17 protein-coding genes and 1 pseudogene are annotated in these 21075 nt (G+C 69.4%); 12 read left to right on the top strand and 6 right to left on the bottom strand.

Annotation, left to right across the window (positions count from 1 at the left end; all coding sequences use genetic code 11):
- Positions 1–232: 232 nt before the first annotated feature.
- Positions 233–592, top strand: a pseudogene (locus F563_RS24390) (transposase); the annotation flags it as partial.
- A 33-nt stretch (positions 593–625) separates the two neighbouring features.
- On the opposite strand, the gene rpoD reads toward F563_RS24390, so the two are convergent.
- The 3 genes from rpoD to F563_RS0108245 all read right to left on the bottom strand — a co-directional run bounded on the left by rpoD (position 626) and on the right by F563_RS0108245 (position 4884).
- Positions 626–2572, bottom strand: a complete 1947-nt coding sequence (rpoD, locus tag F563_RS0108255) for an RNA polymerase sigma factor RpoD (RefSeq protein WP_019014193.1) — start codon at positions 2570–2572, stop codon at positions 626–628.
- Between the two features lie 85 nt (positions 2573–2657).
- Entirely contained in the window at positions 2658–4424 is a 1767-nt protein-coding gene (gene dnaG / locus F563_RS0108250; protein ID WP_019014192.1) for a DNA primase, read from the bottom strand.
- 1 nt (position 4425) lies between these two features.
- On the bottom strand, positions 4426–4884 hold the full coding sequence (locus tag F563_RS0108245; RefSeq protein ID WP_019014191.1) for a GatB/YqeY domain-containing protein: 459 nt from the start codon (positions 4882–4884) through the stop codon (positions 4426–4428).
- Positions 4885–5010: 126 nt separating this feature from the next.
- On the opposite strand from F563_RS0108245, the gene carA reads away from it, so the two are divergent.
- From carA to radC, 8 genes are all read left to right on the top strand, one after another.
- A complete protein-coding gene (gene carA / locus F563_RS0108240; RefSeq protein WP_019014190.1) occupies positions 5011–6369 on the top strand; it encodes a glutamine-hydrolyzing carbamoyl-phosphate synthase small subunit in 1359 nt (452 codons plus the stop codon).
- The gene (locus F563_RS0108235) at positions 6366–7124 is read left to right on the top strand and encodes an SDR family NAD(P)-dependent oxidoreductase (RefSeq protein ID WP_026299424.1); all 759 of its coding nucleotides are present in this window, start codon (positions 6366–6368) and stop codon (positions 7122–7124) included. The genes carA and F563_RS0108235 overlap by 4 nt, the downstream gene beginning before the upstream one ends.
- Positions 7125–7127: 3 nt before the next feature.
- Entirely contained in the window at positions 7128–7757 is a 630-nt protein-coding gene (locus F563_RS0108230) for a LysE family translocator (RefSeq protein WP_019014188.1), read from the top strand.
- Positions 7758–7827: 70 nt separating this feature from the next.
- The gene (gene carB, locus F563_RS0108225) at positions 7828–11073 is read left to right on the top strand and encodes a carbamoyl-phosphate synthase large subunit (RefSeq protein ID WP_019014187.1); all 3246 of its coding nucleotides are present in this window, start codon (positions 7828–7830) and stop codon (positions 11071–11073) included.
- Between the two features lie 143 nt (positions 11074–11216).
- Complete coding sequence (gene greA, locus F563_RS0108220) at positions 11217–11690, top strand: transcription elongation factor GreA (RefSeq protein WP_019014186.1); 474 nt, start codon at positions 11217–11219, stop codon at positions 11688–11690.
- 14 nt (positions 11691–11704) lie between these two features.
- Positions 11705–12910 carry a threonine ammonia-lyase gene (locus F563_RS0108215; protein ID WP_019014185.1) on the top strand — a complete coding sequence of 402 codons (1206 nt, stop codon included), beginning with the start codon at positions 11705–11707 and terminating at the stop codon, positions 12908–12910.
- Positions 12911–13038: 128 nt separating this feature from the next.
- A complete protein-coding gene (locus F563_RS0108210; RefSeq protein WP_019014184.1) occupies positions 13039–13644 on the top strand; it encodes a hypothetical protein in 606 nt (201 codons plus the stop codon).
- A 223-nt stretch (positions 13645–13867) separates the two neighbouring features.
- On the top strand, positions 13868–15187 hold the full coding sequence (gene radC / locus F563_RS23880) for a RadC family protein (RefSeq protein WP_084596451.1): 1320 nt from the start codon (positions 13868–13870) through the stop codon (positions 15185–15187).
- Between the two features lie 22 nt (positions 15188–15209).
- Here radC and F563_RS0108200 read toward each other — a convergent pair whose 3' ends face one another.
- Entirely contained in the window at positions 15210–15989 is a 780-nt protein-coding gene (locus F563_RS0108200) for a 3-hydroxybutyrate dehydrogenase (RefSeq protein ID WP_019014182.1), read from the bottom strand.
- A 38-nt stretch (positions 15990–16027) separates the two neighbouring features.
- Entirely contained in the window at positions 16028–16516 is a 489-nt protein-coding gene (locus tag F563_RS0108195) for an Lrp/AsnC family transcriptional regulator (protein WP_019014181.1), read from the bottom strand.
- 145 nt (positions 16517–16661) lie between these two features.
- On the opposite strand from F563_RS0108195, the gene trxB reads away from it, so the two are divergent.
- The 3 genes from trxB to F563_RS0108180 all read left to right on the top strand — a co-directional run bounded on the left by trxB (position 16662) and on the right by F563_RS0108180 (position 20065).
- The gene (trxB, locus tag F563_RS0108190; protein ID WP_019014180.1) at positions 16662–17630 is read left to right on the top strand and encodes a thioredoxin-disulfide reductase; all 969 of its coding nucleotides are present in this window, start codon (positions 16662–16664) and stop codon (positions 17628–17630) included.
- 230 nt (positions 17631–17860) lie between these two features.
- Positions 17861–18748 carry a LysR family transcriptional regulator gene (locus F563_RS0108185; RefSeq protein WP_019014179.1) on the top strand — a complete coding sequence of 296 codons (888 nt, stop codon included), beginning with the start codon at positions 17861–17863 and terminating at the stop codon, positions 18746–18748.
- A 441-nt stretch (positions 18749–19189) separates the two neighbouring features.
- Positions 19190–20065: an alpha/beta fold hydrolase gene (locus tag F563_RS0108180; protein ID WP_019014178.1), complete on the top strand. Its 876-nt coding sequence runs from the start codon at positions 19190–19192 to the stop codon at positions 20063–20065.
- 4 nt (positions 20066–20069) lie between these two features.
- On the opposite strand, the gene F563_RS23875 is transcribed toward F563_RS0108180, so the two are convergent.
- Positions 20070–21074, bottom strand: coding sequence for a GNAT family N-acetyltransferase (locus tag F563_RS23875; RefSeq protein WP_019014177.1), 1005 nt, complete (start codon positions 21072–21074; stop codon positions 20070–20072).
- Between the last annotated feature and the right edge of the window lies 1 nt (position 21075).

Below are 21075 nucleotides of genomic sequence, written 5' to 3'. Positions count from 1 at the left end.
CGGATCGTCGGAGCCGTCGTCATCCGCGCCTCGAGCCACGCCGAGGGGCTGGCCGCGCTGCACCTCATCGCGCCGCACGCCGACCGATCGAACGCGGTTACCCTGGGCGCAGACAAGGCATTCGGCGCGCGCGACTTCGGTGCCGGGCTGCGCGAGATCAACGTCAGCCTGCACCTGGCGCAGAACAACAGCGGGCGGCGGTTGAGCTGGTTGCGGTACACCGTGCCACCCCGGCGCGATGGAGGTGGACGGAGACCGAAGGTCGACCAGAGGGCAGAGCTATGTTGGCGGCGGCAGGGTCTACACGGTGATGATCCCCAACCTGCGCTCGGCCACGCCGATGCCGATCATGGAGCGCATGATCGTGCCCGACAGCATGGTCTACAAGGACAGCTATGCCAGCGACGATCCCTTGGATGCCTCGGCGTTCCACCATCGGCGGATCCATCACGGCGATGGCTTCGCGGCGCGCGAGACGCACATCAACGGGATCGAGAACTTCTGGAGCCAGGCGAAGCGGCACCTGCGCCGGTTCAACGGCATCCCGCGCCAGAGCTTCCAGCTGTTCCTCAGCCAGTACGAGTGGAGGTTCAGAGGTCGGGGGGGGATGCCCCCCCCGCATCACTCAGTCGTCGAGGAAGCTCCGCAGCTTCCGGCTCCGGCTCGGATGCTTCAGCTTGCGCAACGCCTTCGCCTCGATCTGGCGGATGCGCTCGCGCGTCACGCTGAACTGCTGGCCGACCTCCTCCAGCGTGTGATCGGTGTTCATGCCGATGCCGAAGCGCATGCGCAGCACGCGCTCCTCGCGCGGCGTGAGGCTGCCGAGCACGCGCGTCGTCGCCTCGCGCAGATTGGCCTGGATCGCCGCATCCAGCGGGATCACCGCGTTCTTGTCCTCGATGAAGTCGCCGAGATGGCTGTCCTCCTCGTCGCCGATCGGGGTCTCCAGGCTGATCGGCTCCTTGGCGATCTTCAGCACCTTGCGCACCTTTTCGAGCGGCATGCCGAGCTTCTCGGCCAGCTCCTCCGGCTGCGGCTCCCGGCCGATCTCGTGCAGCATCTGCCGGGAGGTGCGCACCAGCTTGTTGATCGTCTCGATCATGTGCACCGGGATGCGGATCGTGCGCGCCTGATCCGCGATCGAGCGCGTGATCGCCTGGCGGATCCACCACGTCGCGTAGGTCGAGAACTTGTAGCCGCGGCGGTACTCGAACTTGTCCACCGCCTTCATCAGGCCGATGTTGCCCTCCTGGATCAGGTCCAGGAACTGCAGGCCGCGGTTGGTGTACTTCTTGGCGATCGAGATCACGAGGCGCAGGTTTGCCTCGATCATCTCCTTCTTCGCCCGCGCGGCATCGCGCTCGCCCTTCTGAACCGTCAACACGACACGACGGAACTCGCCCACCGGGAGGTGGACCTCGTTGGCGATCGCGGCGATCTTGGCGCGGACGCTCTCGACCTCGTCCGCATGCTTGGACGCGAAGGTCTTCCAGCCCTTGCCCGGCAGCCCGGCCACCCGCTCGAGCCAGCCAGGATCGAGCTCGTGGCCGCGATACTCCTTGAGGAAGTCCTCGCGCTTGACCTTCGCTCCCTCGGCGAGGCGCAGGAGCTGGCCCTCGAATGCGGTCAGCCGCTGGTTCAGATCGCGCAGCTCCTCGACCAGCTGCTCGATGCGCGCGTTGTTCAGATGCACCTTCTGGACCAGTTCGACGACCTCGGCCTTCGCCTTCTCGTACTTCTTCTCCGCCTGGGGCGTGGGCGTGCCGCCCTCGGAGAGGGTCTTCAGCCGTCCCTCCTGAAGCTTGGCGAGCTTCTTGTAGGCGGCCGCGATCGCCTCGAACGTCGCCAGCACCTCCGGCTTCAGCTTCTCCTCGAGCGCCGAGAGCGAGAGCTGCGCGCCCTCGTCGTCGTCGAACTCCTCGCCGCCGGCCTCGTCTTCAACCACGGCCGCGGATGCGGGCGCTGCTGCCGCGGCCTCCTCCGGGGTCTGGCCGGCGCCGTGCGTCGCCTCGAGGTCGATGATGTCGCGCAGCAGGATCTTCCCCTGCTGGAGCGCGTCGTGCCAGGCGATGATCGCCTTGAAGGTGAGCGGGCTCTCGCACAGCCCGCCGATCATCATGTCGCGGCCGGCCTCGATCCGCTTGGCGATCGCGATCTCGCCCTCGCGGGAGAGCAGCTCGACCGAGCCCATCTCGCGCAGGTACATGCGCACCGGGTCGTCGGTGCGGCCGAGTTCGGCCTCGTCGACGTTGCCGCCCGAGCCCTCGTCCTCGTCCTCCTCCTCGGCCTTGGCGGCCTTGGCGACGGGGGCGGCCTCGGCCTCCTCGGCCTCCTCCGCCTCGACCACGTTGACGCCGAGCTCGCTCAGCATCGCCATGGTGTCCTCGATCTGCTCGGAGGAGACTTGGCCAGGGGGCAGGGCGGCATTCACGTCGTCATAGGTGACGTAGCCGCGCTCCTTGCCGCGCGCGACGAGCTTCTTGACCGCCGCCGACTGAGTGTCGAGCAGGGCGCCCTCGGCAATGTCCTCGCCTGAGGGGTCGGCGGTTGTGGTGGTGGTCGGCTTCGCCATTCGGGTCACCTCGGTCGGTGGTCGGGGCGGGGGCGCGAAAAAGCACCCCCTATCTTATGTATGTGTCTCGCGAGGTCGGGACGGGTCATGGCGCGGCGTCCTCGGCGTAGTCGGCGCGCAGTTCGGCACACATCCGGTCCAGCGCCTCGACCCGGCGGAGATTCGCCTCGCAGAAATCGGCCGCGAGCGCCGCCCGGGCCTCCGCGACTTCCTGTTCCAGCCGCTCCGGGTGCAGCCCGGCGAAGGCGCGCTCGATCGCGATGGCAGCCTCCTCCGGCGTGGCATCCGGCAGCGTCGTCGGCGGAATGTCGGTCAGGCCGCGCCCCAGAACGGCCTCCAGCGCCTCTGCGAGCCCCGAGTTGCGCAGGTGGTCGACGGCGCCCTCGGGGTCAAGGCCGATCAGGGCGGTCCTGACCTGCTCGCAGTGCGGAGAGGCGAAGCGTTCGGCCGCGAGCGCATCCTCGAAGCGGGGCAGCAGCATCGGATGTGTCAGCAGCAGGGCGAGCAGATTGCGCTCGCGCAGCATCCGCGAACGGTCGGCCGCGAGGGCGGGACGCTGGACGGGGCGGGAGGGCCGGGCCGGGGCGGCCCGACCAGCCGGGCGGTGACGGAACCAGCGGTCACGGAAGTGGCGGCGGTATTCGTCGCGCAGGTCGCGGTCCTGGATGCGCTCGGCGAGCTCGTCCAGGCGCCGGCGCTGGGCGGCGCGCTCTTCCGGGGCGGCCGCTGGGGCCACGATCGCGTCGAACAGCGCGTCCGCGAGGCCGCGTCGACCATCCAGCACGGCGCGGAACGCGTCCGCGCCGCGGCGCAGCACGAGCGTGTCGGGGTCCTCGCCCGGCGGCAGGGTCGCGAGGCCGAGCGTCCGGCCGGGGCCGATCGCGGGGAGCGCGACCTCGGCGGTGCGTAGCGCCGCCCGCGCCCCGGCGGCATCCCCGTCGAAGCAGATCACCGGTGCCGGGGCGATGCGCCAAAGCTCGGCGAGGTGATCGGTGGTCAGCGCTGTGCCGAGCGGCGCCACCGCACCGCCGAACCCGGCCTGGTGCAGCGCGATCACGTCCATGTAGCCCTCGACCACCACCAGTTCGGCGCCGGCGCGGGCATTGGCGCGGGCGAGATCGAGTCCGTAGAGCGTCCGGCGCTTGGAGAACAGCGCGGTTTCCGGACCGTTCAGGTACTTGGGCTGACCGTCACCCAGCGTCCGGCCGCCGAAGCCGATCACCCGGCCGCGGCGGTCGCGGATCGGGAACATCACGCGGTTGAAGAACAGATCGACCGGCGGGCGGTCGTCCTCCTGCTTCATCAGCCCGACCGCGACGAGCTGCTCGACCGTCACGCCCTGGCCGCGCAGATCGGCCGCGATCGCGCCACGCCCCTCGCCCGACCAGCCGAGCCCGAACAGCCGGATCGTCTCCTCGGTCAGCCCCCGCTTGCGGAGATAGTCGAGCGCGGGCCGTCCCTCGGGCAGATGCAGTCGGCGGACGAAGGCGGCAGACGCCGCCTCGGCGATGGCGGACAGCCCGGCGGCGCGCTCGGCGGCGGCCGCCGCTTCGGGGCTCGCGCGCGGCACGGTCATACCGGCCTCGTTGGCAAGCCGCTCCACCGCCTCCATGAAGCCCAGGTTCTCGCAGCGCATCACGAAGCCGATCGCATCGCCATGCGCGCCGCAGCCGAAGCAGTGGAAGAACCCCTTGTCCTCGACGACGTGGAACGAGGGCGTCTTCTCGTTATGGAACGGGCAGAGGCCCTTCAGTTCGCGCCCGGCCCGGGTGAGCCGCACGCGCCGGCCCACCAGCGCGCCGAGCGGGGTGCGGGCGCGCAGTTCGTCCAGGAAGGCTTCGGGCAGGGCCATGTCAGCCCGCGAGCGCCGCCTTCACCAGCGGCCCCGCCTTGGCCATGTCGAGCGCGCCGCCATGCTTCGCCTTCAGCGCGGCCATCACCTTGCCCATGTCCTTGATCGAAGCCGCACCCGTCTCGGCCACGGCCGCGCGCACGGCGGCCTGCATCCCGGCCTCGTCCATCTCCGCCGGCAGGAACCGGTCGATCACCGCGATCTCCGCCGCCTCCTTGTCCACGAGGTCCTGGCGGTTGCCCTGGCGGTAGAGCTCCATGCTCTCGCGCCGCGACTTCACCATCCGGCGCAGCATGGCGACGATCTCGCCGTCCTCGACCTTCTCGATCCCCTTCGGCCGGGCCTCGATATCGACCTTCTTCAGCTCGGCGATGATCAGCCGGATGGTCGATGTGGTGGCGGACTCGCCCGCCTTCATCGAGGCCTTCATCGCCTCGGTGAACTGCTCGCGCAGGCCCATGCGCGGATCTCCTTGATGCGTGGTCCCCTATTATAGGGGAGTGTCCCGCGCGACGCAGCCCGGGAACGCAGTTCCCATATGCGGTTTCGGGTTGCGGCGGGAAATCTGTTCCCGTATCTCCGCGCCATGGCCAGCGTGGACGAGATCATCGACAGGCTCGGCGGCCCGGATCGGGCAGCCCAGCTCACCGGCGTCGGCACCGAGGCGATCCGCAAGTGGCGCCAGGGCCGCACCATCCCCGCCAAGCACTGGCCGCTGATCCTGAAGGAGACGGGGCTGGCGCTCGCCGACATGCCCGGCGCCGAGTCGGCCGAGCCCGCGGCGAGCGCCGACGGCCGCCCGGTCGGCGCGACCGCCGCCCTGGTGCTGGCGGACGGCACAGTGCTGTGGGGCCGCGGCTTCGGCGCGCACGCCACCACGGTCGGCGAGGTGTGCTTCAACACCTCCATCACCGGCTACCAGGAGATCCTGACCGACCCGTCCTATGCCGGGCAGATCATCACCTTCACCTTCCCGCATATCGGCAATGTCGGCACCAACGCCGAGGACATCGAGACCACCACGCCCGCCGCGCGCGGACTCGCGGTGAAGGATGACCCGACGCTGGCCTCGAACTGGCGGGCCTCGCGCGGCCTGCCGGAGTGGCTCGTGTCGCACGGCCTGCCGGGGATCGCCGGGATCGACACGCGGCGGCTGACCCGGCGCATCCGGCTCGCCGGGGCGCCGACCGGCGTGCTCGCCCACCCGGCGGACGGGAAGTTCGACCTGCCGGCGCTCATCGCCGAGGCGCAGGCCTGGCCGGGGCTGGAGGGCATGGACCTCGCCAAGGAGGTCACGACGCGCCAGCAGTATGGCTGGGACGAGACGACCTGGGCCTGGCCCGCGGGCTACGGCCGGCAGGAGGCGCCGCGCTTCCATGTGGTCGCGATCGATTACGGGGCGAAGCGCAACATCCTGCGCTGCCTCGCCAACGCGGACTGCCGGGTGACGGTGCTGCCCGCGACCGCGTCCGCGGAGGACATCCTGCGGCATGCGCCCGACGGCGTGTTCCTGTCGAACGGCCCGGGCGATCCGGCCGCCACCGGTGACTACGCCGTGCCGGCGATCCGCGGCGTGCTGGAGAAGCGCGTGCCGGTGTTCGGCATCTGCCTCGGGCATCAGTTGCTCGCGCTCGCGCTCGGGGGGAAGACGCGCAAGCTGCACCAGGGGCATCGCGGCGCGAACCATCCGGTCAAGGAGCTCGCCACCGGCAAGGTGGAGATCACCAGCCAGAACCACGGCTTCGCGGTGACCCCCGAGAGCCTGCCGGAGAGCGTGCGGGTGACGCATGTGTCGCTGTTCGACGGCACGAACGAGGGCATCGCGTCGGAGGCGCTGCCGGCGTTCAGCGTGCAGTACCACCCCGAGGCGAGCCCGGGACCGACCGACAGCCATCATCTGTTCGAGCGGTTCGTCACGATGATGCAAGGGAGGAAGGCAGCGTGAGTTCATTGTTCGATCTGACCGGGCGGGTGGCGCTGGTCACCGGCGGCAACGGTGGCATTGGGCTCGGCATGGCGAAGGCGATGCATGGCGCCGGCGCGAGCGTGATGATCGCCGGGCGCAACATCGAGAAGAACGCCGCGGCCGTGGCGGAGCTCGGCGCGCGCGCGGCGTCGGTGGTGGCGGATGTGAACGACGCGGCGTCGGTTGCGGCGATGGTGAAGGCGACCACGGATCGGTTCGGCGGCCTCGACATCCTGGTGATCAATGCCGGGATGAACATCCGCAAGCCGGTGCAGGAACTGGCGTTCGAGGAGTGGCGTCAGGTGATCGCGACCAATCTCGACAGCGCCTTCACCTGCGCCAAGGCGGCCTATCCGGCGCTGAAGGCGTCGGGGCGCGGCAAGGTGATCGCGATCGGCTCGATGATGTCGATCTTCGCCGCCGGCTTCGCGCCGGCCTATGCCGCGAGCAAGGGCGGGATCGTGCAGTTCACCAAGGCGCTCGCGACCGGCTGGGCGGCCGACAACATCCAGGCGAATGCGGTGCTGCCCGGCTGGATCGACACGGCGCTGACGCGCCGCGCACGGCAGGACGTGGCCGGGCTGAACGAGAAGGTGGTGGCGCGCACGCCGGCCGGGCGCTGGGGTGTGCCGGACGATCTGGGCGGGATCGCGGTGTTCCTCGCGAGCAGCGCATCGGATTTCGTCACCGGCACGGCGATCCCGGTCGATGGCGGCTACGCGGCGTCGATGTAGGCCGTGCCCGATACCACCACCCTGCTGACCTTCGCCGCGCTGAGCTTCGGGCTATGGATCACGCCCGGGCCGAACATGCTCTATCTCGTCTCGCGCAGTCTGACGCAGGGCCATCGCGCCGGGTTCGTCTCACTGGTCGGGTGCCAGTGCGGCAGTCTCGTCTATGCGCTGCTGGGTGCGGCGGGGATCAGCGCCGTGCTGCTGGCGGTGCCGGCCGCGTATGACGTGTTGCGCTTCGGGGGCGCGGCGTATCTCGGGTGGCTCGCCTGGCAGAGCGTGCGGCCTGGCGGTGTGCCCCTGTTCGCCCCGCGGCCGATGCCGCGCGAGGGGTCTTTGCGGCTGTTCCTGATCGGCGTGGCCACAGCGATCCTGAATCCGAAGGTCGCGCTGTTCTATGTCGCGGTGCTGCCGCCGTTCATCGATCCGTCGCGCGGGACCGTGTTCCTGCAGGGCGCGGTGCTGGGTGGCATCCAGGTGCTGGTGTGCACCTTGGGCGACGCGCTGCTGGTGGCAACGTCGGGCGGTGTCGCGAAGTTCCTCCAGGAGCGGCCCATGTGGATGGCGGCGCAGCGCTGGGTCCTGGGCGGCGCCTTGGCGTTGCTCGCGGTGAAGCTGGCGACGGATCGACGGTAATCGGGGGGGCCGGGGGGCCTTCCGGCCCCCCGGCGGGATGCAAGGGCGGAGCCCTTGCGGAGGATGGGACATGCCCAAGCGCGAAGACCTGAAGAGCATCCTGATCATCGGCGCCGGCCCGATCGTGATCGGCCAGGCCTGCGAGTTCGACTATTCCGGCGCGCAGGCGTGCAAGGCGCTGAAGGCGGAGGGGTACCGGGTGATCCTGGTCAACTCCAACCCGGCAACGATCATGACGGATCCGGGGCTCGCGGATGCGACCTATGTCGAGCCGATCACGCCGGAGATGGTCGAGAAGATCATCGCCAAGGAGCGCCCCGACGCGCTGCTGCCGACGATGGGCGGCCAGACCGCGTTGAACACGGCGATGAAGCTTGCCGATCTCGGCGTGCTCGACCGCTACGGCGTCGAGCTGATCGGGGCGAAGCGCGAGGCGATCGACAAGGCCGAGGATCGGCAGAAGTTCCGCGACGCGATGGCGGCGATCGGCATCGAGAGCCCGAAGAGCGCGATCGCGCACTCGCTGGCGGAGGCGCGCGAGGCCTTGAAGCTGGTGGGGCTGCCGGCGGTGATCCGGCCGAGCTTCACGCTCGGCGGCACGGGCGGCGGCATCGCCTACAACATGGAGGAGTTCGAGGCGATCGTCACGGGCGGGCTCGACGCCTCGCCGACCACCGAGGTGCTGATCGAGGAGAGCGTGCTCGGCTGGAAGGAGTACGAGATGGAGGTTGTGCGCGACCGCGCGGACAACTGCATCATCGTCTGCTCGATCGAGAATCTCGACCCGATGGGCGTGCACACGGGCGATTCGGTGACGATCGCGCCGGCGCTGACGCTCACCGACAAGGAGTATCAGCGGATGCGCGATGCCTCGATCGCGTGCCTGCGCGAGATCGGGGTGGACACCGGCGGATCGAATGTGCAGTTCGCGATCAACCCGGCCGATGGGCGGATGGTGATCATCGAGATGAACCCGCGCGTGAGCCGATCCTCCGCGCTCGCATCCAAGGCGACCGGCTTCCCGATCGCCAAGATCGCGGCGAAGCTCGCGGTCGGCTACACGCTGGATGAGTTGGCGAACGACATCACCAAGGTGACGCCCGCGAGTTTCGAGCCGACGATCGACTATGTGGTGGTGAAGATGCCGCGCTTCACCTTCGAGAAGTTTCCCGGCACGCCGGCGCTGCTGACGACGAGCATGAAGTCCGTCGGCGAGGCGATGGCGATCGGTCGCACCTTCGCCGAGGCGTTGCAGAAGGGGCTGCGCAGCCTCGAGACGGGTCTCTCGGGGCTCGACGAGGTGGAGGCGCTGGCGGGGGCGGAGAAGGGCGAGATCCTGGCCGCGCTGTCGACACCGACGCCGGATCGCGTGCTGGCGGTGGCGCAGGCGTTCCGCGAGGGGCTGACGGTGGAGGAGATCCACGGGGCGACGCGCTTCGATCCGTGGTTCCTGCGCGAGATCGAGGCGGTGGTGCACGCCGAGGAGATGGTGCGCGCGGCGGGCCTGCCGAAGGATGCCTTGGGCTTGCAGCGGCTGAAGGCGATGGGGTTCTCGGACCGGCGGCTCGCCGTGCTCGCGGGCGTGAAGGAGGCCGAGGTCGCGAAGCTGCGCATGAAGCTCGGCGTGCATCCGGTGTACAAGCGGATCGATACCTGCGCGGCCGAGTTCGAGAGCCTCACGCCCTACATGTACTCGACCTATGAGGGCAACGGGATCGAGCCGGCCGAGTGCGAGGCCGACCCGACCGATCGCACCAAGGTGGTGATCCTCGGCGGCGGGCCGAACCGGATCGGCCAGGGGATCGAGTTCGACTATTGCTGCGTGCATGCGGCCTATGCCCTGAAGGAGGCGGGGTTCGAGACCATCATGGTCAACTGCAACCCCGAGACGGTCTCGACCGACTACGACACCTCCGACCGGCTCTATTTCGAGCCGCTGACGGGCGAGGACGTGATCGCGCTCGTGCGCCGCGAGCAGCAGAACGGCACGGTGCTCGGCTGCATCGTGCAGTATGGCGGGCAGACGCCGCTGCGGCTGTCGCAGGCGCTGGCGGCGGCGGGCATTCCGCTGCTGGGCACGAGCGCGGATGCGATCGACATCGCCGAGGACCGCGAGCGGTTCCAGGATCTGCTGAAGCGGCTCGGGCTGCGCCAGCCGGAGAACGGCACCGCGCGCTCGGCCGAGGAGGCGGAGGCGATTGCGGAACGGATCGGCTACCCGGTGGTGATCCGCCCGTCCTACGTGCTCGGCGGTCGGGCGATGGAGATCGTGCACGATCGCCAGGGCCTGCACCGCTACATGCGCGAGGCGGTGCGGGTCTCGGGTGACAACCCGGTGCTGATCGACCGCTACCTGAACGACGCGATCGAAGTGGACGTGGACTGCATCGCCGATGGCGACACGGTCTATGTCGCGGGCGTGATGGAGCATATCGAGGAGGCGGGCATCCACTCGGGCGATTCCGCCTGCTCGCTGCCGCCCTACTCGCTCTCGCCCGCGCTGGTGGCGGAGCTGCGTGCCGAGACCGAGGCGCTGGCCAAGGCGCTGAAGGTGGTCGGGCTGATGAACGTGCAGTACGCGATCAAGGATGAGGCGATCTACGTGCTGGAGGTGAACCCGCGCGCCTCGCGCACCGTCCCCTTCGTCGCCAAGGCGACGGGTGTGGCGGTGGCGAAGATCGGTGCGAAGGTGATGGCCGGAGCCAAGCTTTCCTCGTTCCGGCTGGACGACGAAGCCGTGAGCCGGCACGTCGCGGTGAAGGAGAGCGTATTCCCCTTCGCGCGCTTCCCGCATGTGGACGTGCTGCTTGGGCCGGAGATGAAGTCCACCGGCGAGGTGATGGGGCTCGATGCGAGCTTCGAGCGCGCCTTCGCCAAGAGTCAGCTCGGCGCCGGCGTGCGGCTGCCGGCGGCGGGCACGGCGTTCATCAGCGTCAAGGACGGCGACAAGCAGGCGGCGGTGGCACTGGCGCGGCGGCTCACCGACATGGGGTTCACCATCACCGCGACGCGCGGCACCGCGACCGCGATCCGCGAGGCCGGGATCGAGGTGACGGTGGTGAACAAGGTGCTGGAAGGCCGGCCGCACTGCGTCGATGCGATCAAGTCCGGCGCGTTCCAGCTCGTGATCAACACCACCTCGGGTGGGCGCAGCGTGTCGGACAGTTTCGACATCCGCCGCTCGGCCCTGACCCACAACGTCCCGCACTACACGACGCTGGCCGGTGCACGCGCCGCGGTCCACGCGATCGCCGCCCTGAAGGCCGGCACGCTTGAAGTCGCGCCCCTCCAGTCGTATTTTCACGGATCGTTCTAGGACGGAGCCGCGCGCCTTCCCGGGCAACCGGGGGGCGCGCAGCGTCGTTTGACAGAGATCAGGAACCGGGCAAGCTCGATGCCCGTTCCTGCGGTTCGGTTGTTCCAGTCACACGAGACAAGGGTTCGAAGAGGACGCCTCCCGTGCAGAAATTCCCGATGACGGCCGAGGGCCTGGCAAGACTGGAGGATGAACTCCGGCATCTGAAGACGAACGAGCGGCCTGCCGTGATTCGCGCGATCGCCGAGGCGCGCACGCATGGCGACCTGTCGGAGAACGCCGAATACCACGCCGCGCGTGAGCGCCAGAGCTTCATCGAGGGGCGGGTGGCCGAGCTGGAGGCGATCATCGCCGCGGCCGAAGTCATCGACATCTCCAAGCTGTCGGGCAGCCAGGTGATGTTCGGCGCCAAGGTCACGCTCGTCGACGAGGAGACCGAGGAGGAACGCACCTGGCAGATCGTCGGCGCGCACGAAGCCGACATCAAGAAGGGCCTGATCAGCATCTCCTCGCCGGTCGCGCGCGCGATCCTCGGCAAGAAGGTGGGCGATGTCGTCGAGGTGCCCGCGCCCGGCGGGGCGAAGAGCTACGAGATCACCGCGGTCGGGTTCGGCTGAACCCGCGCCGCGCCGTGGCCGTCACACATGACGACATCGTCGCGGCCGCGGCACGGATCGCCGACGGTGTCGCACGCACGCCGAGCGTGCAGGCGGGCGCGCTTGCCGCGCGGCTCGGCCTCGCCTCGCTCGCGATGAAGCTGGAGACGCTGCACCGCACGGGCAGCTTCAAGGAACGCGGCGCGCTCAATCGGCTGCTGGCACTCTCGGAGGCGGAGCGGCGTTCGGGCGTGATCACGATGTCGGCCGGCAACCACGCCCAGGCAGTGGCGTATCACGCGCACCGGCTCGGCATTCCCGCGACCGTGGTGATGCCGGCCGCCACGCCCAACGCCAAGGTGATGCGCACCCGCGCGCATGGCGCCGCGGTGATGCTGCACGGCGAGACGCTGTCGGACAGCGCCGAGCACGCGCGGGCGCTTGCCGCGGAGCGCGGGCTGACGATCGTTCATCCCTACGACGACGACGCGATCATTGCCGGTCAGGGCACGGCCGCGATCGAGATGATCGATGATGCGCCGATCCTGGATACGCTCGTCATTCCGGTGGGCGGCGGCGGGCTGATCGCCGGCTGCGCCGTGGCGGCGCACGCGCTCCGCCCGGGGATGCGCGTGATCGGCGTCGAGGTCGAGGGCTGGACCGCCTGCGCGCAACGCCTCGCCGGCGAGCCGGTCCAGACCGGAGGTGCTACGATCGCCGAGGGCATCGCCGTACGCGACATCGGTGAGCGGCCGTTCGCCATCATCCGCGATCATGTCGAGCGCGTGCTCGTCGTGCCCGAGCGCGCGATCGAGGAGGCGATCGGCCTGCTGGTCGAGGAGGCGAAGATCGTCACCGAGGGCGCGGGTGCCGCAGGCATCGCCGCCCTGCTCGTCCATCCGGCTCTGTTTGCGCAGCGGCATGTCGGCGTGATCCTGTGCGGGGCGAACATCGACACGCGCATCCTCGCCAACGTGCTGCTGCGCGACCTGGTGCGCGACGGCAGGCTGCTCAGGCTCGCGGTCGACATCGCCGACCGGCCCGGCGTGCTGGCCGACGTGGCCGGTCGGATCGCCCAGGCGGGCGGCAACATCATCGATGTCGCGCATCAGCGGCTGTTCGCGGCACCCTCGGTGCGCACGGCCGAGCTCGACCTGGTGGTCGAGGCGCGTGATGCCGCGCACGGCGCGGAGATCCTGGCGGCGCTTGAAGGGGCGGCGTTCCGGGTCAAGCGACTGTAGCACATTCCACCCGGAGACTTCTGGCAAGATCCGGCGAAGTGCGGCGATGGAGGCGGAAAGTCTGGCTTGTCATCCTGTGCGCGTGACGGGAGCGCAACGACGCGCAGACCGCAGCACGGAGACCTGCCATGACCGACCGACCACCCAACAACCCGCTGCGCGCCCTTCGCCTGGGCGCGGTCCTCGCCGCGGCGATCGCCGCCGGCCCCACCGCCGCGCATGGCCCGCGGACCCTGTCCAGCGGCGTACCGGCAACCCTGACACCTGAGCTGGTCGAGGTGCGCGATGCGCTCGCGAAATACGCCGACCCGGTGGTCGCGATCCGTGACGGCTACTTCTCGACGCTCGGCTGCGTCGTCTACCCGAACGGCGGGATGGGCGTGCACTTCCTGAATCCGGCGCTGATCGGCCCGACGCCCGATCCGTTCCGGCCGCAGATCCTGGTCTACGAGCCCGCCCGCGACGGGACGCTGCACCTGGTCGCGGCCGAGTGGTTCGTCCCGCTCGCGACCGGCATCACCGAACGTCCACACATCTTCGGTCGGCCCTTCGACGGCCCGATGGAAGGCCATGAGCCGCTGATGCCGCGCGAGCTGCATCACTATGACCTGCATGTCTGGCTCTGGAAGGACAATCCGGCGGGGCTCTTCAATCCGATCAATCCGCAGGTGGATTGCGAGGGCTACGCCTACCGGATGCCCGAAGAGCCGCCGCCGATCGTCGCGCACCGCTGACGCGGGTTGATCTGGTGGCACCGGACGCGGTCTGCGGCCCCGTCCGCGCGGGGCGCCTGCTGCGGGGAGCGGCTCTTCAATAGTATGACAGTCCTTATGCGTTGCGCGCAGGCCACGAGAGCAAGGACTTTTTCTGAATGCACCAATTTCCAGCAAATCCCCTATGTCGCGTCAGCCGATGTCGCACTAGACTGTCGTACGTGGACATCGGCGAAGGTCGACAATGGCTCGACGACGTATCGAGAAACTGGACGACGACGGCGTCGGAACTCAGGTGATAGCACCTGAGAGGCCAAGAATTCTTGTTGTCGACGACGAGAAGGCGATTGTTCACCTCGTCACTTTCGGGCTTTCGCAGCATGGTTTCGAAGTGGTCCCAGCCTACTCGCCGATGCAGGCCTGGACTCTGATCAAGGCCGACGCTTCCATTTGCGTTGTTTTGACGGATCTCCGTATGCCCGAGCAGTCAGGGATCTCATTGGCAAGCGACCTGCTCTGGAACCGTCAGGAGACCGTTGCCATCGAAGTCGTTGTGATGACGGGCGGGGCGACCGCGGATGTGGCGATCGATGCCGTGCGCGTGCGCGCCTTCGACTTCATCAAGAAGCCGTTCCGGATGGGCGATGTGATCGACATCGTCCGCCGCGCCGCGGCCTCCGCGGTGCAGCGCCGGCGCCGTGCCGCCGAGGCCGAGGCGTTGCGCGACCGCCTCAAGATCTCGGAGCAGGAGCGCCAGGCGCTCGCCGCCCGGCTGTCGCGGCTGACCGAGCAGGGCCATCACGAGCCCAGCCCCCATTCTGCCGACAGCGGCATCGCCAGGACCCTCGCCGCGGCCCTGCACGACAGCATGGCGCATGACAACCTCGCCAAGGACGCCCCGGCCACGCTGGATGCCACCAGCCGCTACGCCTTTGTCGTCGCGCAGGCGGCGGATCAGCTCGACGACCGCACGCTGCTCGAGTTCCTGCTGACCCTGGTGGCCAATCCGGATGAGGCGCGCCGCCTCGCCGAGCGGCTGATGGTCACCTTCGAGGGTTATGCCGAGGTGCTGGCCGCACCGATCGCGGAACTGACGCGCCGGGCCGGGCTGACGCGCGAGCAGGCGGTCTGCATCAAGGCGGTGAATGCCTCAGCCGTGCGGCTCTTGCGCACGCGCATGCAGGAGGGGCTGGTGTTGCAGGACTGGGACCAGCTCTCGGCCTATGTCTATGCCTCGCTCGCGAGCGAACGGGTCGAGAACTTCCGTGTCCTCTACCTCGACAACCGCAACCGTCTGCTGGCCGACGACCTCCAGGCGCGGGGCACCACCGACTTCGTCGCCGTGCACACGCGCGAGCTGATCAAGCGCGCGCTCGAACTGCACGCGACCAAGCTGATCCTGGTGCACAACCATCCCTCGGGCGACGCCCGGCCGAGCCGGCAGGACATCGCGCTCACCAAGGAGATCAGCCGCGCCTGCGCGATCGTCGATATCGAGGTCGGCGATCACCTGATCGTCGGCCGGAACGGCATCACCTCGCTGCGCTCCGGGGGCTATCTGTGATCCTTCCCCGCGCCGGCGAGCATCACTCCATGTGCCAGCCGTGGCTCGCGATCAGGCTCTGCCCGGTCAGCGCCGCGTTCGGGTAGCCCGCAAAGAACAGCGCCACCTCGGCGATATCGTCCACGGTGGTGAACTCGCCGTCGACCGTATCCTTCAGCATGATCGTCTTCACCACCTGATCCTCGGACAGGTGCAGCTCCTTCGCCTGTTCGGGGATCTGCTTCTCGACCAGCGGCGTGAGCACGAAGCCGGGGCAGACCACGTTGGCGGTGACCCCCTTCTTCGCCCCCTCTTTCGCCACCACGCGCGCGAGCCCCATCAGCCCGTGCTTGGCAGCGACGTAGGGCGCCTTCAGCACCGAGGCGGTCTTGGAGTGCACCGAGCCCATGTAGATGATCCGGCCGTACCCGTTGGCGTACATCGACGGCAGGCAGGCGCGCGTCAGCAGGAAGGCGCCGTCGAGATGGATGCCGACCACCCTGCGCCACTCCGCGAAGCTGAATTCCTCGACCGGGTGGACGATCTGGATGCCGGCATTGCTGACCAGCACGTCGATCCGCCCCCAGTCCGCCAACACGACGTTCACCCCCGCCTGCACCGCGGCTTCGTCGGCGACGTCCATCGCCACGGCCCTCGCCGTCGCCCCGGACTTGCGGATCGCCACGGCGGCGGCCTCGGCGGCGTCGCGGTTGAGATCGGCGATCGCGACCTTCGCCCCCTCGCTTGCGAAGCGTTCAGCGATGCGCCGCCCGATGCCGCTTGCCGCCCCCGTGACGATCGCCGTCCGGCCCTGAAGTCGCATGGCCAATGCCTCCGTGGTGGATCTCTTGGGCGGCCCGTTCAGTCGCGCGGGATCGGCACCCCGGCGACGTCCTTGCCGGTGCGGATGGTCTGCAGCGTGGTCACCCGCGTGACGCTCGGCGCCTCGGTGAGCCGTCGCGTCAGCTCGTTCTCGTGCGCGGTGTCGCGCGCGACCAGCTTGAGCAGGAAATCGCCGCCGCCGCGGATCATGTGGCACTCGCGCACCTCGGCCCAGGAGCTGGCCAACTGCTCGAAGGCATCGAGCACCGACTGCTTCTGGCTCTCCAGCCCGACGATGGCGAAGAACAGCACCTGCCAGCCCAGCATCGCCGCCTCGGTCTCGGCATGGTAGCCGCGAATCACCCCGGCCTCCTCCAGCCGGCGCATCCGGCGCAGGCAGGGCGGGGCGGAAATGCCGGCGCGGCGGGCCAGCTCGACATTGGTCATGCGGCCGTCCTCTTGCAGCTCGGCGAGGATGCGACGGTCGATCGCATCCAGCACGGGCACGGCGGCCGGAGTCTTGCGCATCGGCGAATCCTGAACGTTTCTTGGGCCGGTCCGCGCAAGAATATTCCAGAAGCGCCAGGGGCGGAAGCCGAGCGGCGCGCGCCGGCTCGCCTTGCTCCGGGCCTGTTGAGGGCAATATCCTGAGGCTGACGCGAACGAGGGGGCGATGGCGGACACGATCACCTCGCCGGTGCTGATCATCGGCGCCGGCCCGGCCGGCTACACGGCGGCGATCTATGCGGCGCGCGCGGCGCTGAAGCCCGTGCTGGTCGCCGGGCTGCAGCCCGGCGGGCAGTTGATGATCACCACCGATGTCGAGAACTACCCGGGCTTCGCCGACGTCATCCAGGGCCCGTGGCTCATGGAGCAGATGCGCAAGCAGGCGGAGCATGTCGGCACGCGGGTGATCGAGGACATCGTCACCGCGATCGACCTCTCGCGCCGGCCGTTCCGCGCCACCGGCGACTCGGGCGCGACCTACCTCGCCGACGCGGTGGTGATCGCCACGGGGGCACAGGCGCGCTGGCTTGGCCTCCCGTCGGAGAAGCGGTTCCAGGGCTTCGGGGTCTCGGCCTGCGCGACCTGCGACGGGTTCTTCTTCCGGGGCAAGCGGGTCGCGGTGATCGGCGGCGGCAACTCGGCGGTGGAGGAGGCGCTCTACCTTACACACCACGCGGCCCAGGTGACGCTGGTGCATCGGCGCGACAGCCTGCGCGCGGAGAAGATCCTCCAGCAGCGCCTGTTCGCGAACCCGAAGGTTTCCGTGGTCTGGGACCATGTGGTGGACGAGATTCTGGGCACCGACGATCCGCCGGGCGTGACCGGGCTTCGGCTCCGCCACGCGCGCACCGGGGCGACCCGGGTGCTCGATCTTGACGGTGTGTTCATCGCGATCGGCCACACCCCGACCACCGCGCTGTTCAAGGGCCAAGTCGAGATGGACAACGAGGGCTACATCCTGACCGCACCCGACAGCACCCGCACCTCGGTGCCCGGCGTCTTCGCCGCCGGCGACGTGCAGGACAAGGTGTTCCGCCAGGCGGTCACGGCGGCCGGCACGGGCTGCATGGCCGCACTGGAGGCCGAGAAGTACCTCGCTGCCACGCCGGCCCAGACGGCTGTGGCGGCCGACTGAAACGACTGCCGCCGCGGCGTGAGGCCGCGGCGCGCCGTCGGACCACGGCTGAAACGTTGTCATTCCAGGTGACAACGGCGGCCTGCCGACGGCACCATCACAAGGCCCGCGACGCGATGCCTAGAGTCGCGGGCACCGGGTGCGAACCGCGCCGGCACCGCGCCACCGGGCCGCAAGGCCAGTGGAGCAGACGGCCGCGCCGCGCCCGCGAACCGGGGCGGGACGAGACGATGATCGACTGGGACAAGCTGCGCGTCTTCCACGCGGTCGCCGAGGCTGGAAGCTTCACGCATGCCGGCGAGACGCTGAACCTCTCGCAGTCGGCGGTGAGCCGGCAGATCTCGGCGCTGGAGGAGGCGCTGCAGGTGCCGCTGTTCCATCGCCATGCGCGCGGGCTGATCCTGACCGAGCAGGGCGAGACGCTGAACCGCACCGTGCGCGAGGTCTTCGCCAAGCTCGCCATGACCGAGGCGATGCTGACCGAGAGCAAGGAGAAGCCGACCGGCAAGCTCAAGGTCACCACCACCATCGCCTTCGGCTCGACCTGGCTCGCGCCGCGCATCAAGGACTTCCTGGAGCACTACCCGGAGATCTCGCTCTCGGTCGTGCTGGATGACCAGGACCTCGACCTTGCAATGCGTGAGGCGGATGTGGCGATCCGGATGCATCCGCCGCGCCAGCCCGACCTGATCCAACGCCACCTGATGACCATGAGCTGGACGCTGATGGCCTCGCCCGACTACCTCAAGCGGATGGGGGTGCCGGAGCGGGCGGAGGATCTCGACCAGCACCGGCTGCTGGTGTTCGGCGACTACCGCGCCCCTGTGCCCGACATCAACTGGGTGCTGGATGCCGGCAAGCGGCAGGGCATCACGCGCCGCCCCGTGCTGGAGGTGAACTCCATCTACGGGCTGCTGCTGGCGGTGAAGAGCGGGCTCGGGATCGCCGCCATCCCGGACTACATGGTCGAGGAGACGCGCGATCTTGTGCGCGTGCTGCCCGACATCAAGGCGCCGAAGGTGGAAGCCTATTTCGTCTATCCGGAGGAGCTCCGGAACTCCAAGCGCGTGTCCGTGTTCCGCGACTTCCTGCTCGCCCAGCTCGCCGAGCGCGGCTGACCCTCCTCGCCTGTCGCAGGTCGGCGTAACCGGGACCGCAAACAGCGGTTGATCCGACTCGCGGCACAGTTGCAGAGTCGGTCATGCGGCACACGCATGTCGGCCCCCGGCATTTCGCGATGCAGCAGAACGGAACCCGCGCCTACCTTCTGCGTTGTCGATTGACGAAGATCACAGGGCTTAGACGGCTTCGTTGATAGATTTCAGTGAATTTCGGCGTTGGCCGAGCACAGTTCCGGCGACTTTGCCGGAAACCGGGGTCTTCGGACCCCTTCGTCTCCCAGACGTGAAGCCTCCCTGTTGACTGGGGGTCCAGGGCAACCTGGACCCTCTCTTTTTTGCTCGTTTCTCAACCGAGCGGGGGCGTGGCGGGGTCACGGATTGCCTCCTGCGCATCCTGCGCCCAGGCTGGGCCCCTGGTCCGAGAACGGAGGGCGCGTCGTGTTTCCAGGCTTCACGCTCCGCAGCATCGAGGTCGCCCCGGGGATCGCGCTGCGCACGCGGATCGGCGGGTCCGGTCCGCCCGTGCTGCTGCTCCATGGCAACCCGCAGACCCATCTGATGTGGCACGCGGTCGCGCCTCGGCTGGCGCAGCGCTTCACCGTGGTCTGTCCCGACCTGCGCGGCTACGGCTTCTCGTCGAAGCCGCCACCGTCGCTCGACCACGCGGCCTACGCCAAGCGCGCCATGGCGGCGGACATGGTCGCGCTGATGGCGCGACTCGGGGCCGAGCGGTTCCGCCTGGTCGGCCACGATCGTGGCGCGCGGGTCGCCCACCGCCTGATGCTCGATCACCCCGAGCGCGTCGAGCGGGCGGCGCTGCTCGACATCATCCCCACGCTGGAGCATTTCGAGCGCGCCGACATGGGCTTCGCCATGGGCTACTACCACTGGTTCTTCCTGGCCCAGCCCGCGCCCTTTCCGGAGACCCTGATCGCCGCCGACCCGCGGTTCTGGCTGCTGAGCCACAGCGGCAAGCACGGCGTGCCGCCGGATTTCTTCGCGCCCGAAGCCTTCGCCGACTATCTCGCCGCCCTGCATCAGCCCGGCACGATCGCCGCGATCTGCGAGGACTACCGCGCCGCTGCGACGATCGACCTGGAGCATGACCGCGCGAGTCGCGCCGCCGGCCAGCGCATCCGCTGCCCACTGCTGGTGCTCTGGGGTGCCAAGGGGCGGGTAGGGGCGTGGTACGACGTGCCGGGCGTCTGGCGGCTCTATGCCGAGGACGTGCGCGGCCAGCCGATTCCGTCGGGCCACTATCTCGCCGAGGAGGCGCCCGGGGAGACGCTCACGGCGCTGGAGGCGTTTCTCTGAGCGCCTAATCCACCCGCTTCCACCAGTAGCCCTCGTCCACCGGCTCGCCGGTGGGGCGGATCGCGTAGCCCGGGATCACGCCGACGAAGGACCAGCCGAGGCTGCGCACGATGGTCTCGGCGGGTCCGCCCGGCCAGGTGCGCAGCACCAGCAGGCGGCGGCCATGCGCGAGGCCTGCCTGGTCGATCCGCGCCATCAGTTCGCGGCCGACGCCGCGCCGGCGGATCGCCGGATGCACGATGAGCTGGCGCACCTCGGCGCGGTGGCTCTGGTTCTCGGGCGTGTCGAGGTCGAGCTGAAGGCAGCCGGCGATCATGCCGTCCACCCAGCAGCACAGGATCACCCGCTTGCCGGCCGCCACCTCGGCCGCCCGGTCGCGCCAGAAGCTGCGCGCCTTCTCGGTCGCGAGCGGGGAGAGGAACCCCACCACCGCGCCGTCATCGACGCAGGCCTTCAGCACATCGGCGAGCCGCCGCTCGGCCGAGACCGCTGCGGCGGCATCGAGCACCTCCACCACCGTGCCGGCCACCGGCTTGGCGTAGCGGAACTCCAGGCTGCGGCTCTTGTCGTCGAGCACGCGGATCGAGCCCGCGCGCACGAAGGAGTGCTTCTCGTAGAAACGGTGCGCGGCCTCGAAGCGCGTGTCGGTCCAGAGCACCACGCGGCGCGCGCCGGCCGCGCGGATATGCCCCTCCGCGGTCGTGAGCAGGCGCGCCGCGAGCCCGGTGCCGCGGAACGGGCGGGCGACATACATGCGCGCGATCTCCCACGCATCGTCCTCGCGCATCGGCGTCGCCGCCACCATGCCGACGATCCGTCCCGACGCCTCGGCCGCCCAGAGCGCGCCGCCGCGCTCGGCGACGTGCGAGGCGAGCCGACGCAGCTCCGGCACCTCGCCGTCCACGTCCAGGATGCAGCCGGGATACTCGGCCCAGCACTCGCCGATCAGGCTGATGAATCCAGCCGCGTCATCGTCGCGCCCCGGACGGATTCCCGGCAGGGTGGTCATG

This window comes from Elioraea tepidiphila DSM 17972 (assembly GCF_000378465.1).
Lineage (GTDB): Bacteria > Pseudomonadota > Alphaproteobacteria > Acetobacterales > Acetobacteraceae > Elioraea > Elioraea tepidiphila.
Note: the sequence above shows the minus strand (reverse complement) of the source record. Positions and strands in the feature narration are given on the sequence as shown.